We start from the raw sequence: 12,677 nt of genomic DNA on the forward strand, positions 1-12,677 counted from the left end.
CTGTGGCGCGACGACCTTCTCACAACTCTGGGTCGCTTGTGTGAGTGGCCGGCCCGACATAGCCTCGCGAATGTGAGCAGCCCAGAGATCGGCGAAGTGTCCGACAGTGAGCGGGACGCCGTTGTCGAGCGATTACGGGCTGCCTCGGCTGAGGGACGGCTCACGCCAGAGGAACTGATCTCCCGGACCGAGGCCGTCGGCAGTGCCCAGACACGCGGCGAACTGGAAAGGATCATCAGCGACCTTCCCGAACGGTCGTCCAGGACCACGAGCGTCCAGGACAAGCGACGATTCCGGATCTTCGCCCTTCCCGCTCAATCGGGGTGGCGGCGGGCGGAGGGGAGAATCATCGCCCGGCCATGGTTGACCGGGGGATTCACGTTCGATCTGAGCGAGGCGGTCGTACCCCCTGGAGCTGAGCAGATCAGGGTTGCCACCCTGTTCGGGGAGATCGAAGTCATCGTTCCTGACGGGGTCAGCGTCGAACTGACCGGGTTCACCTTGTTCGGCCGGAGGCAGATCCACCTGCGTCAGGGCGAGTCCTTGCCCGTAGTTCGGGTGTGGGCGTTCACCGCTTTCGGGAACGTCCTGATCCGGAACTGAGCGGATTTCCTGCTTGCAGTGTGCTTCGACGGGACTACCAGCCCGGATCCCACGGTAAGGAATGGTCGTCGGACACTTCCTCGGCTGCTGGGTGACTCTTCGATCACGTCGTGCAGCGTACGGGTCCCCGTGAGCATCAACGACCGGGAATTTCGGAACAGGTTGGCCACTCCGCGATCTCAACGCCCATGACCGACGCGGTTCCCGGCTTCATGTCCGCCACATAACCGTCGGAGACCTTCGGTGGGTTCCGCGGCTCCTCCAGAAACGATTCCTGTGGTGCGAGGTACTCGGGGCCTGTGAGAAGTCGCACTCGGCAAGTCGGTGCGGCAGCGGTGGCGAGTGCCGACACCGCTGCCAATGCCACAACAAGCGGGAAAACCGTGATTCGCCTCTTCACGACGCCTCGTCGGGTGCGCTGCTGAAAGGAGAAGCCGTTCGCGTGGAACCGGCAGTGCTCGTCTTCTTCTCCGGTCCGTGGAGGCACATGGTCTCTCGCGCGACCTCTTCGGCGTCTTCGCCGCGCGCAGGTCGTTCCACGTGTTCGCCCGACCGGTATCTGCTCACCCAGGATGCCACGGCGGACGATGCTAGATCAGCGGGTGGAATGCCTGCCACTCCGTGTCAGCGGCCTCGGGTGGCTCGGCCGAGGCGGAGGGCCGAGGCGAGGAAGAACAGGCCGCCCAGAGTCGCATAGCCAGCGAGGTTGAGCAGGGATGCGCCCTCCTGACCGGCTTGCAGGATGAACGAGGATCCGGCGACGACCGAGATGCCGCCGCTCAGGATCATGGGCCAGTGGCCGTCCAGGTGGCGGCGGATCACGCCGACGGCCAGCTGGGTGACACCCGACACGATGGCCCAGGCGCCCCACACGCGCAGCACCGCGGGGATGCCTGACGACGTGGCGACGGCCAGGCCTGCCGCGGTCAGCCAGCTGATGGCGATGTTGGCGTACAGGCTCAGGGTTGGGCCTTTGTCCTTCGACGAGCGGGCGTCGACGACGGCGGCGACGCCGTCGAACAGGGGATAGAGCACCAGCAGGGCGATGCTGATCGGGGTCAGGCTCGACGCGGTCGCGGCCAGCAGGCCGGCCCAGATGAGGGCGAAGGCGAAGCGGGTGAAGTACAGCCGTCGCAGGGAGACGGCGACGGTGGAGGGGATGACAGCGGTCACGGGAGATCCTTCGCATATGAGGTAGAACGTTCGGTATCGCTGCAAGCCTGACACCAGGGCGTCTTGGACGTCAAGACCGAACGTTCTGTCTGCTAATCTCTCTCGGGTGAGGAACACGCGAGGTCAGGTGTCCGAAGCGCGGGCCCGGCTGCTCGGCACCGCGACTCGGCTCTTCTACATGGAGGGGCTGCACTCGGTGGGGATCGACCGGATCGTCGCCGAGGCCAAGGTGACCCGGGCGACGCTCTACCGGCACTTCACCGGCAAGGACGAACTCGTCGTCGCCTATCTGCGGGAGGCCGATCAGGCGATCCGCGATCGGGTCGACGAGGCTATCGCCAGCGGGCGGCCGGCGGCCGAGATTCTGCGGATCGTCGCCACGGCCATCGCCGAGGACATCGGGTCGCCCGGGTTTCGCGGGTGCGCGTTCCTCAACGCCGTGGCGGAGTATCCGGATCCCGAGCATCCCGTGCACCAGGCCGTTCTGGCACACCGCCAGTGGTTCCTGCGCACCGTCACCGACCTGCTCGCGCAGAGCGGGAAGACGCCGCCCGAGCTCGCGGGGCGGCATTTCGTCATGCTGCGCGACGGTGCGATGGCGTCGGGTTGTCTGTCCGATCCGGCCGCGGTCTGCGAGACGTTCCTTCAGGGAATCGAGGGCATTCTGACTGCCTGAGCGCCTGGTCTCTGCCGTCGGGCGCTTTCCTCCGCGTCACGGAAGGCCGGACCTTACGGCCACACGCCTCGTGTGGGCACTCCGGGATGGGTCGTTCCACGGGATCGGCGCATGAATGATCGCCGGCATGTGCGCGCGGGGACCTCGATCACGAGCGGTCGCCGAGCAGCTCACGACTGCCGTCAGTGAAAGACGGACATCGTCAGGCGGGCCAGGGGCGCCGTCCGCAACAGTCCGCCTGTGCTCCGACGGGGTGGCGTGCGGCTCACGGGCCACGTGAAGACCGGGGACGTCTGGGTGCGCTACCGCCGTTCCTGAAAGGCTGGCCTCGCTGGCGTTTATGCCTATCTGTGCCAATCGTCCAAAACATAAGGCATTGCGAGATTCGCGTGTGACTACAGTTGTTACTCGCCAGTACCGACCAATCTCAAAGGATGTTCGGCATGGAATCTCGCACCAAGCGGCGTACCGCCGGCTTAGCGACCGCGATGCTGATCGCCGCAGGTCTCAGCGTCGTCACGGCCGGGCCCGCGTCCGCCAGTGCCTGCACGCTTCCCCCGTGCGGACGGGTGGAGAACAAGACCACCACCTATATCGGGGTGCGCTGGAAGAACAACGACAGCGACCCGTGGTCGACCGCCAGCCTCGCCCCCGGCACCGGGATGGGGGGTTACACCTACAGCCCACGCAGGGATATCGACGGGTTCTACAGCGTCCAGGGCTGCCGCACCACTTATTCGGTCCGTGCGGGTTCGCAGTACTTCGCGTACGGCGGCTGGGTGAAGGTGAGCTCCAACGAGACCGCCAAGGTGCTGTCCGTTACCTGCTGAGCCGGCGCTCCGTCCGGCACACGCGAGGAGCCGCCGCAGGCGGCTCCTCCTGGTTTCTCTCCTGGATGGGCAGAGTCTCTCCGTCGCCCTGGAAACCATCGCGTCTGGAGCCGGCACCACGGCCTCCTAATACTGGAACGGCACTTGGATGGTGGATCGCCGGCTGGTTCGCTTCGCTCGCGTGTTCCTATTTGCCATTCCGGCAAGAACCGTTGCGTCCCGGGACATCATCGAACGAGGGTGTGCCCATGACCGACACCGCCCCGCAGCGGCCGCCTAGTGCGATGCCCGCTCCCACGCCGACTGACACGCCGCACACCTACTGGGAGGGCTTCTACCAGGGCCTGCGGCCGCCGGCCGACTGGGTGCCGCGACCGAACCCCCTGCTCGCCGACGAGGCACGTGATCTTGTGGCGGGCACGGCCCTGGATCTCGGCTGCGGAGCGGGCGGTGACGCCATCTGGCTCGCGGAGAACGGCTGGCGGGTGACCGCGGCCGACGTATCGGCGACCGTGCTGGCCAGAGCCGCCACCGCCGCGGCGCGGGCTGGGGTGGCCGACCGGATCGACTGGCAGGTACACGATCTGACCCGCTCGCTCCCGGAAGGCACCTTCGATCTGGTGACCGCCCAGTATCTGCACTCGCCCATCGCCGACGCGCCCGCGCGGGAAGCGGTCTTCGCCTCGGCTGCCGCCGCCGTCGCCGTTGGCGGCACGTTCCTGATCATCAGCCACGCCGGCTTCCCTTCCTGGATGTCCGAGCAGCCACCGAGCTACCTGGCCGAGCAGTTGGTACCCAACTCGATGATTCTCGGCTGGGTACGGAGCGGAGGAGGTGACTGGGTGGTGGACGTCGACAAAGTGGTCACGCGGGACCGGCCCGGCCCCGCCGGCGAGGCGGGAACAGCGGACGACGCCGTGCTGAGGCTCCGCCGTCTTCGCTGATTCAGCACGCTGCGCGGCTACGTGATCGAGCACCTCGCCGTTGCAGTACCAAGGTCCACGCCTGGCCGTCAGTGCGGATATGCCCGGGGTGGGCGTATCCGGGTGATCTCGGCGCGGAAGCCCTCGATGATGGAGCTGATCTGGCGCATCAGGAAGGTGTCTTCGAGGCGGTCCAGGTAGAGCGAGCGGCGGGCCAGGGCGTCGGCGTCGATGGCCCAGTAGAGGGCCATCAGGGGGTTGACGAACAACTCGCTGCCCCTGGTTCGGCTGGTGAACTGGACGTCGCCGAACGCGCCCGTCAGGGCCGCCGCGATCGAGCCGTTCACGATGCTCGGATGTTCGGGGGTGTCGGCTTGGGCGCGTGCGACGGCGTCCAGATAGAGCTCCGCTCCCCGGCTGGCCCTTGGGAGGGAGAAGGCGCCGAGATAGGCGCCGTCCCGGTCGAGGGCCGCCAGGTTCTCCAGCACCTGGACGTGGTTGACGCCGTGGTAGGCGTCCACGCCGAAACCCAGGCAGACGACGATCTTCTCCGGTACGTCGAGCCCGTGGACGGCGGCCAGGCTGGCCATGTCCTCCTCGGGGGTGCCCAGGCCCGCCTCGTCTCCCCGGAGCAGGATGTCGGTGCCGCCGTCGACCAGCACGACGGCGTCGAGGTCCAGGCGTTCGACCAGCACCTGGTAGGCCGCGCGTAACGGGGTGACGCCGACCTTGGGGAAGGCGTAGACCGTGGAGGGCAGGCCGTGGGCCTCCAGGCAGCGGGCGAGTGACCGTTCGGGGAAGTAGGAGTCGCGGGCGACCGTCCCGGGGACGATCGCCGCCACGTTCTCCTCCACCCAGACGTCGAGGTCGAGGCCGTGGAGGCGGCTGAACGACAGGTTGGCGAGGTGGACCTCCTTGCCCGCCGCCCACAGTTCCGCGGCGAGCGGGAGCCCGGCGAAGACGTCGAATCCGCCGCCGGCGCCGGCCACCAGGATGCGACGGGCCTGCTTGAGCCGGGTGAAAAGAGGGGGTTCGGCCAACGAGAACACGTCCGGAACCTACCGGTGGAATGCCCGGCGGGACTCGGAAGTTGGTGGCTCGTATGACAACAGTTGCATTCATCGGCAGCGGGCACATCGGCGGCACGCTGGCCCGGCTGGCCGTCGCGGCCGGTTATGACGTCGTCCTGAGCAACTCGCGCGGCCCCGAGACGCTGCGGGAGCTGGTCGACGAGCTCGGGCCGAAGGCCCGCGCGGCGACCGCCGCAGAGGCGGCCGAGGCGGGCGACCTCGTGGTCGTCAGCGTCCCGCTGGGCGCCTACCGCCAGGTTCCGGTGGAGCCGCTCGCCGGGAAGACCGTGCTCGACACGAACAACTACTACCCGGACCGTGACGGGGTCTTCCCGGAGCTCGACGCCGCCACGACCACGTCGAGTGAGCTGCTGCAGGCGCATCTGCCGACGTCCAAGGTCGTCAAGGTGTTCAACAACATCTACTTCGTGCACCTGCGGGCCCTGCCGCGGCCCTCGGGCGCGGCCGACCGCAGCGCGCTCGCCGTCGCGGGCGACGACGCCGACGCGAAGGCGGAGGCGATCACGTTCCTCGACCGGATCGGCTACGACGCGGTCGACGCCGGGAAGCTCGCGGACGGCTGGCGCTACCAGCCGGGCACCCCTGCCTACGGCGGCCTCTACGCCGGGGACACCGAGAACTTCTGGGAGTCGCCCGGCGTGCCCAGCGACGCCGCGTCGGTCCAGGAGAAACTGGACGCCGCCCGGCGTTGACGGCCTTCATGGCCTCGTGTTCGGGCGCGGCCTTCCGCTGCTGCTCCTGATCGTGGGGGCAGGCCGAGCCGGGGACGGCCGTGGCGTCGCGGGAGCCGGAGCTGGGGTGGCCGTCTTCGTTCGATGACAAGGAGCACGGCTCTCGACGCGTTTTCTGAAGAGGATCTAGCCGGGCAGGACGGCCCTGATCGCCTCGGCCTCCCGATCGAGCAGGCTCCGCTCCCGGGTGGCCCAGGTGGCCTCGATCCGGAAGCCGTCGCCTTCGTACCGGGGGAAGACGTGCAGGTGGACGTGGAAGATCTCCTGGAAGGCAGCCGCGCCGTCGGCGAGGAAGACGTTCACGCCGTCGCAGCGCAGCCCGGAGCGGCGCAGCGCGCGGGCCATGCGGTGGCCGATCCGCCAGATGTGCGCGCCGGTGTCCTCGTCGAGGTCGTCCAGGCCCACGGCGTGGACGCGCGGGATGACCAGGAGATGCCCGGGGGTGACGGGCGCGATGTCCATGATCGCCATGACCTGGTCGTCCGCGTAGGGCACACTCGCCTCGGCCTCGCCGCGGACGATCGCGCAGAACACGCAGTCGTCTACTGGCATGAGAGGAACTCCCGGGCGCCGCGCAACCTGGTCTTCAGGTGCCGCTGGGTCAGCTCGCAGTCGAGCCGCACGTCCCGCCGCCCCGCCAGCCCGACGTCGGCCCGCGCGCCGGACGGCAACCGGGCCGGGTCGATGCCGTCTCTCTCGGCGATGAGCAGGCCGAGTTCGTAGCGGCTCAGCGCGTCGGTTCCGGCCAGGTGGTGGACGCCCGCGCGACCCGAGTCCGCGAGTTCCAGCAGGGCCGCCGCCAGGTCGGCGACGTGGACGGGGCAGCGCACGTCGTCGGTGAACAGGATCCCGGGCCGCTCGCCCGAGGCGAGGGCGTGCACCAGGGCTTCGTGCGGCGAACCGCCGTCGCCGATGATCAGGGAGGTCCGGGCGATCACGGCGCTCGGGTTGACCGTCTGGGCGGCGACCTCCGCCGCCGCCTTCGCCGCGCCATAAGGGCTGTCGGGGTCGGGGACGGCGTCCTCGGCATAGGTGACCGCCGCACCGGAGAAGACGGCGTCGCTCGACACCAGAACCAATCGGATGCCGTCGGTCGCGACGGCGACGTTGGCGGCTCCCACGGCCGTGGTGGCCCAGTCGGACTGGACGTAGGCGGCGTTGACGACGACGTCGGGGGCGACCTCGGCGACCAGACGCGCGACGCCGACGCGGTCACGGACGTCGAGCGACCGCCAGTCGGCTTCGGGCGCCGCTCCTGGACGGGAGAAGTAGGTGGCGGCCACGACGTGGCCGTGGGCCGTGGCCTGCCGGACGAGTTCGGCGCCCAGGAAGCCGGTGCCGCCAACGACCAGGATCTTCATGGCAGTGACCGTAACAAATGGGTTGCACGACCGGCCGGGCGGCCGGAAGGGTCGTCGAAATGCATGCCAGCCAGCTGACCGTGTCGACCCGGATGGTCCGTGTGTTGGTCGACGAGCAGTTCCCTCAGTGGCGCGGCCTCGCCGTCACGGGCGTCGTCTCCCACGGCACCGTCAACGCGATCTTCCGCATCGGCGACCGCTACACGGCGCGCTTTCCCCTCCAGCCGCCCGGCGGCGTCGAGTCGACACGGCGCTGGCTGGAGGCCGAGGCCGAGGCGGCCCGTGAGCTGGCCGGGCGGACGCGGTTCCGCACGCCTGAGCCGGTCGCGCTGGGGGAACCGGGGGCGGGTTATCCGGTGCCGTGGTCGGTGCAGACCTGGTTGCCCGGGGTCGTCGCGACCGACGACCATCCCGGGGAGTCGGTCGGGTTCGCGCACGACCTGGCCGATCTCGTCACCGGCCTGCGCGCGATCGACACCCGTGGGCGGACGTTCTCCGGCGGCGGCCGGGGCGGTGACATCGACGTACACGACGAGTGGGTGGAGACCTGCTTCCGGCAGAGTGAGGCGCTGCTGGACGTGCCGAGGCTGCGCAAACTGTGGGCGGACTTCCGCGTGCTGCCGCGCCGGTCGGCCGACGTGATGACGCACGGCGATCTGCTGCCGGGCAACGTGCTGGTGTCCGGTGGACGGCTGACCGGTGTGCTCGACGTCGGCGGGTTCGGGGCGGCCGATCCGGCGCTCGATCTGCTGAGCGCGTGGAACCTGCTGGAAAACGGGCCGCGCGAGGTGTTCCGTGAACTGCTCGGGGTCGACGACCTCGAATGGGAGCGGGGGAAGGCGTGGGCGTTCGTGCAGGCGATCGGGTGTGTCTGGTACTACGTCAGGAGCAATCCGGTCATGGCGCAGCTGGGCCGGCGCTGCCTCGACCGGCTGCTGGACGACACGCGACCGTAGCGTCAGAACATCAGCAGGTCGTGGCGCACCTCCTCGACGACCTTCGGGGGCACGGCGAGCGCGTCGTGGCCGGGGAAGCCGCCCCAGGCGAACGAGATGCGCACGTGGTCGACGAGGGTGACGCCAGGGCGAGTGCCCAGCAGCTCGACGTCCTGCACGCCCCCGCTAACGTTGGCCGTGTGGATCTCGTCCGGGGCGAAGGAGAAGGTACCCCTTCACAACTCGCTTTACAGGACGTGTGCCCATTTTTCACACTTGTGGCATGACCATGCCCTTCGAGGAACTGATCTCCAGGGCCCTCGTCTCGGACACCGACGACGAACGGTGGGAGATCGTCGCGGCACTGCACAGGCGCGGTGACGCCGGGATCTTCGAGGCGGCGGCACGACTGTGCGCCGGCGACCTGAGCGGAGAGCGCGAACTCGGCGCCGACGTTCTGGCGCAACTCGGTCACCGAGGCGACGCCAAGCCGTTCCTCGACCGCAGTCTGCCGATCCTGCGGGAGATGGCGCGGCGGGAATGCGATCCCAAGGTGCTCCGTTCGGTGCTGTTCGCGCTGGGGCATCTCGGCGACGGGCGGGCCCTTCCCGAGGTGCTGAACTCGGCCGGCCATTCCCACAACGGCGTTCGCTACGCCGCCGCGTGGAGTCTGCCGAACGTGATGCGGACCGACGACGCCGAGGCCGTCGCGGCGCTCGTCCGAATCAGCCGGGAAACGGACGACGACGAGAACCGGGAGTGCGCGACGACCGGTCTCGCGGGGCTCGACGCGGACGACACGGCCATCCGCGAGGCGCTGTCGGTCCGGCTCGACGACGCGGTCGTGGTCGTCGCCGCGGAGGCGGCGTACGGGCTGGCGAGACGGGGTGACCGGCGGGCGGAGCGGGTGGTTCGCCGTTATCTCGCCGCGCCTGACGGCAACGACTACACGTGTTCGCTCATGGAATGGACCGCCGAAGAACTGGGCGACGCTGAACTGCTGACCCAGGTCCGAGCATCTAGGGTCTCCGTATGCGCGGAACCCCCCGCCTGCTGAGGATCGTCGGCGAACTCGCCTTATTGGTCTTCATATTTCTGCTGTTCTCCCGCCTGCACGCCGCCGCCGGAGAAGGCGTCGCCGGCGAGGCCACCGCCAACGCGCTTGTTCTCCAGTCGTGGGAACGCGCTTTGGGGCTGGACGTCGAGGCGGCCGCGAATCAGTGGCTCACCGCCCATCCGGCGTTCATCCAGCCGGCGATTCTTTATTACCGCCTCTATTACATCGTCCTGGCGGCCGTTCTCGTCTGGCTCTTCCTCCGCCGTCCGGACGTCTACGTCAGAGCCCGCGGCACCATGGTGCTGATGCTCCTGCTCGCTCTCGTGGTCTTCTTCACGATCCCGATGTCGCCGCCGCGCTTCGCGCTCCCGGGAATCGCCGACGTCGTCGGGTCGCGGGGCGCGAACCTCTATTCCGCGTTTCCCAGCCTCCATTTCGGCTGGTCGCTCTGGGCTGCCTACGCCGTCTGGGCCGCACGCCCACGCCTGGCGGTCCTGGCGTGGGCGTTTCCCGTCGGGATGGCGGTGGTGGTCGTCGTCACGGGCAACCACTACGTGCTCGACCTCGTGGCGAGTGTCGTGCTGCTCGCCGTCGCGGCCGGGGTCAGGAGATGGTCAGAGTCCCGTTGGCGTTCCGTGCGCACGTCACGACCGTCCGGGTAGCGGCGGTCAGCGCGCCCGAGAGGCACTGGCCGAGGACGTTGTGCCCGGCGGCGTTGGGGTGCCACGACTCCTGGCAGGTCTGGAAGTAGGTCACGCAGGCGTTGGCCGCACGCTGGATGCGGATCTTGTCCCAGCCGGACAGGCTCGTGACGTGGTTCCCGGTCGGGCCTTCCATCACCCTGACCGGCGTGGCGAGGGTGCCCGACGGGCTGCCGGGGTTCTCGCACAGGCGGGCGCCGTCGAAGGCGCGCTGCACGTCGAGCACGCGCAGGTTCGCGGCCGGGCGTTCGGCGGCCAGGGTCGTGTACACGTTCTTGACCAGGTCACCGAGGTTGGACGAGAAGACGTGCCCGGGGGCGAGGCTGGCGCGGTGGATGGGGCATCCGGCCGCGTACCGTTCCGCGCCGAGGTCGCGGAACTTGTCGCGGGTGTCGGTGCGGCCGTCCTCGTCGCGGTACTGCGGGGCGACGTCCAGAGGCAGGGGGTTCGTGTACGTCTGGAGCACCACCTGGTGCACGCCGTCGGCGTCGACCTGGGCGAGGGTGTCGAGGATCTGGCGCAGCGCGGCGGTGGTCTCGTCGGTGGCCGTGGTGACCTCCGCCGGGCTGGCGAGGTCGGACACCGTGCACGGCTCCTGCGGCACGTCTCCCCCGAGGTAGGCCCAGAACTCCCACCAGCCGGTCCAGGCGTCGGCGATGAAGCGGTTGGCGCACAGGGTGGCCACGTCGCCGAAGGTGAACTGGGTGTTGTTGGAGCCGAGGCCGATGAGGACGACGTCGATGTCGTGCGTCTGCGCGACGGCGCGAAGCTGGTCGAGCTGCGACTTGACGGTGCGGCCGTTGGCGCGGGCGCTGGAGGCGTTGGCGACGTCGTGCGGCTGGCCGCCGGAGCAGGCCAGGTTGAACCGGTCCTGGATGCCGGGGAGATCGGCCTTGAACAGCGAGGCGTTGGCGGAGCGGTGGCAGAAGTAGGCGTTGTTGTTGGGCGCCGACCAGCCGGGGAAGCCCTGCGCGGTGCCGTTGGCGTCGACGACGGGCTGGTAGTCGCCGGCGCCTTCGCCGCTGACGAAGCTGTCGCCGAGCGCGACGGCCGCGGTCGGAAGCGCGGCCTGCGCCGCGCCGCTCTGGATGACGTGGAGGCCTGCCGCCGCTAAGAGGAGTGCGGTCGTGATCGCTGCCCGACGGAGTGTGCGCATGCGGAATTTCCTATCAAACTGGCAGGTAATGGAGGGTATCCCGATGACAACACGACTCACTCACCGAGTCAAGATCTTGTGAAAACCGCTTCACCCACAAGACCGCGTTCCGGCCCGATCGTCAAGGGGTGCTGTACCGTGCCGTGATGGACGCCATCGCCTTGCTCGACTGGCTATTGGAGTGTGACGTCGACGCGCTCCTCCGCGTGGACGCCGGCCGGGGCGGCGTCCGGCCATGGACCTTTCACGCGACCAATGGCGAGTGGTCAGTGCGCGTGGACGCGTTCTCGGCCGACGAATGCATGGAAAAGGCCCTCAAGGCCCTTGCGGACCACGGCCTGGTCCCGCCCGAATGACGTCCATGAGAACGCAGCGCGTCGCCTGGACCGAGCTTCCCGCCGCCGTCATCGACGAAGTCGGGACCCGGCTTGGGACAGCGGTCGTCGGGTTCGAGGAGCGGCAGGGGGGTTTCTCGTTCGGTGTTCTGGGGGTCGCCTTTCTGGCCGACGGTGACCAGGTCTTCGTGAAGGCGGTTCGGGACGACGCCGGGAACGTCCAGGACTATCGGACCGAGGCCGTGGTGGCCGCCGCGCTCCCCTGGGCCGTCCCCACCCCGCGGTTGCGCTTCGCGTTCGAGGTGGCCGGGTGGTTCCTGCTCTGTTTCGACGTCGCGCCGGGGGCGCTGCCGCACGAGCCGTGGCGGGCGGACGAACTGGCCGCCGCGCTCGACATGCTCGCGATCTGTGCGCGGGAGCTCACGCCTTCACCCGTCGACGGTCTGCCGACGCTGGGCGAGCGGATGGCCGGGCGGTGTGAGACCTGGCGGGGGCTCGAACGCGACGGCCGGTGGGGGCCGGTCGCCGTCGAGGACGTCGGGGAATGGGAGCGGCGGCACCTGGCGCGGCTGGCCTCCGTCGAGGCGGTCTGGAGCGACATCGTCGTCGGTGACTCGCTGGTGCACTTCGACCCGCGTTTCGACAACATCGTCATAGATCCGGAGACCGGCACGGCGCGGATCGTCGACTGGGGGCGCTCCTGCGTCGGGCCCGCATGGACCGACCTGGTTCTCCTGCTGCTGCAGTCAGACCTCGGCGGCCAGGACCCCGAGTCGCTGTTCGGTTCCGGCGCGGAACATGACCACGTCGACGCCTTCCTCGTCGCGCTCGCCAGTTATTGGACCCACACCGCCGCGCTCCCCGGCCTGGCGCATGCCCCGCATCTGCGGGAGCGGCGCGAACACGGACGGCGCGCGACAATCAACTGGCTCCGAAGCCGCTGGTGATCAGTACCGGCGTCCTCCGGCGTGTCCCGGCGCGGTCCGAAAGCGGCGAAGAATCTAGCTGACGGGCGCATCGGGTGAATCTCCTTGGCGGGTGGAACGTGAACGTCCCCGCCGCTGATCGCTCAGCGGCGGGGACGCGCCGACCGCCGGGTCTCGGT

General features: G+C 69.1%; 16 protein-coding genes. 10 read left to right on the forward strand and 6 right to left on the reverse strand.

Features of this window, described 5'->3' with window-relative positions; translation table 11 throughout:
* Positions 1-72: 72 nt before the first annotated feature.
* Positions 73-603 carry a DUF1707 SHOCT-like domain-containing protein gene (locus tag QSK34_RS19120; protein ID WP_285585585.1) on the forward strand — a complete coding sequence of 177 codons (531 nt, stop codon included), beginning with the start codon at positions 73-75 and terminating at the stop codon, positions 601-603.
* A 624-nt stretch (positions 604-1,227) separates the two neighbouring features.
* On the opposite strand, the gene QSK34_RS19125 is transcribed toward QSK34_RS19120, so the two are convergent.
* Positions 1,228-1,776: a hypothetical protein gene (locus tag QSK34_RS19125; RefSeq protein ID WP_285585586.1), complete on the reverse strand. Its 549-nt coding sequence runs from the start codon at positions 1,774-1,776 to the stop codon at positions 1,228-1,230.
* 106 nt (positions 1,777-1,882) lie between these two features.
* Between QSK34_RS19125 and QSK34_RS19130 the strand changes: the two genes are divergently transcribed.
* The 3 genes from QSK34_RS19130 (at position 1,883) to QSK34_RS19140 (ending at position 4,226) form a co-directional block, all read left to right on the forward strand.
* Positions 1,883-2,452 (forward strand): TetR/AcrR family transcriptional regulator, encoded by a 570-nt coding sequence (locus tag QSK34_RS19130; RefSeq protein ID WP_285585587.1) that lies wholly within the window; start codon positions 1,883-1,885, stop codon positions 2,450-2,452.
* Between the two features lie 443 nt (positions 2,453-2,895).
* Positions 2,896-3,282 carry a hypothetical protein gene (locus QSK34_RS19135; protein WP_161482446.1) on the forward strand — a complete coding sequence of 129 codons (387 nt, stop codon included), beginning with the start codon at positions 2,896-2,898 and terminating at the stop codon, positions 3,280-3,282.
* 248 nt (positions 3,283-3,530) lie between these two features.
* Entirely contained in the window at positions 3,531-4,226 is a 696-nt protein-coding gene (locus tag QSK34_RS19140) for a class I SAM-dependent methyltransferase (RefSeq protein WP_285585588.1), read from the forward strand.
* A gap of 68 nt (positions 4,227-4,294) precedes the next feature.
* Here QSK34_RS19140 and QSK34_RS19145 read toward each other — a convergent pair whose 3' ends face one another.
* Positions 4,295-5,254: a DUF1152 domain-containing protein gene (locus QSK34_RS19145; protein ID WP_285585589.1), complete on the reverse strand. Its 960-nt coding sequence runs from the start codon at positions 5,252-5,254 to the stop codon at positions 4,295-4,297.
* Positions 5,255-5,307: 53 nt separating this feature from the next.
* Here QSK34_RS19145 and QSK34_RS19150 point away from each other — a divergent pair, with 53 nt between their 5' ends.
* The gene (locus tag QSK34_RS19150) at positions 5,308-5,988 is read left to right on the forward strand and encodes an NADPH-dependent F420 reductase (protein ID WP_285585590.1); all 681 of its coding nucleotides are present in this window, start codon (positions 5,308-5,310) and stop codon (positions 5,986-5,988) included.
* 165 nt (positions 5,989-6,153) lie between these two features.
* On the opposite strand, the gene QSK34_RS19155 is transcribed toward QSK34_RS19150, so the two are convergent.
* Together QSK34_RS19155 and QSK34_RS19160 are read right to left on the reverse strand one after the other, a co-directional pair.
* The gene (locus QSK34_RS19155) at positions 6,154-6,579 is read right to left on the reverse strand and encodes an HIT family protein (RefSeq protein ID WP_285585591.1); all 426 of its coding nucleotides are present in this window, start codon (positions 6,577-6,579) and stop codon (positions 6,154-6,156) included.
* Positions 6,570-7,388 carry a sugar nucleotide-binding protein gene (locus QSK34_RS19160; RefSeq protein ID WP_285585592.1) on the reverse strand — a complete coding sequence of 273 codons (819 nt, stop codon included), beginning with the start codon at positions 7,386-7,388 and terminating at the stop codon, positions 6,570-6,572. The genes QSK34_RS19155 and QSK34_RS19160 overlap by 10 nt, the downstream gene beginning before the upstream one ends.
* 59 nt (positions 7,389-7,447) lie before the next feature.
* On the opposite strand from QSK34_RS19160, the gene QSK34_RS19165 reads away from it, so the two are divergent.
* A complete protein-coding gene (locus QSK34_RS19165) occupies positions 7,448-8,344 on the forward strand; it encodes an aminoglycoside phosphotransferase family protein (RefSeq protein ID WP_285585593.1) in 897 nt (298 codons plus the stop codon).
* A 2-nt stretch (positions 8,345-8,346) separates the two neighbouring features.
* Here the strand turns inward: QSK34_RS19165 and QSK34_RS19170 are convergent, their stop codons facing one another.
* Positions 8,347-8,502 (reverse strand): hypothetical protein, encoded by a 156-nt coding sequence (locus tag QSK34_RS19170; RefSeq protein ID WP_285585594.1) that lies wholly within the window; start codon positions 8,500-8,502, stop codon positions 8,347-8,349.
* A 104-nt stretch (positions 8,503-8,606) separates the two neighbouring features.
* Between QSK34_RS19170 and QSK34_RS19175 the strand changes: the two genes are divergently transcribed.
* Both QSK34_RS19175 and QSK34_RS19180 read left to right on the forward strand, forming a co-directional pair.
* A complete protein-coding gene (locus QSK34_RS19175) occupies positions 8,607-9,380 on the forward strand; it encodes a HEAT repeat domain-containing protein (protein WP_285585595.1) in 774 nt (257 codons plus the stop codon).
* Positions 9,356-10,042 carry a phosphatase PAP2 family protein gene (locus tag QSK34_RS19180; protein ID WP_285585596.1) on the forward strand — a complete coding sequence of 229 codons (687 nt, stop codon included), beginning with the start codon at positions 9,356-9,358 and terminating at the stop codon, positions 10,040-10,042. Before QSK34_RS19175 ends, QSK34_RS19180 begins: the two co-directional genes overlap by 25 nt.
* On the opposite strand, the gene QSK34_RS19185 is transcribed toward QSK34_RS19180, so the two are convergent.
* Positions 9,984-11,237, reverse strand: coding sequence for an SGNH/GDSL hydrolase family protein (locus QSK34_RS19185; RefSeq protein ID WP_285585598.1), 1,254 nt, complete (start codon positions 11,235-11,237; stop codon positions 9,984-9,986). The genes QSK34_RS19180 and QSK34_RS19185 overlap by 59 nt on opposite strands.
* Before the next feature lie 146 nt (positions 11,238-11,383).
* Between QSK34_RS19185 and QSK34_RS19190 the strand changes: the two genes are divergently transcribed.
* Both QSK34_RS19190 and QSK34_RS19195 read left to right on the forward strand, forming a co-directional pair.
* Positions 11,384-11,593, forward strand: a complete 210-nt coding sequence (locus QSK34_RS19190; RefSeq protein ID WP_161482436.1) for a hypothetical protein — start codon at positions 11,384-11,386, stop codon at positions 11,591-11,593.
* 5 nt (positions 11,594-11,598) lie between these two features.
* Entirely contained in the window at positions 11,599-12,519 is a 921-nt protein-coding gene (locus tag QSK34_RS19195; RefSeq protein WP_285585599.1) for a phosphotransferase, read from the forward strand.
* Positions 12,520-12,677 lie beyond the last annotated feature (158 nt).

The organism is Herbidospora sp. NBRC 101105 (genome assembly GCF_030269205.1).
Classification (GTDB): domain Bacteria; phylum Actinomycetota; class Actinomycetes; order Streptosporangiales; family Streptosporangiaceae; genus Herbidospora; species Herbidospora solisilvae.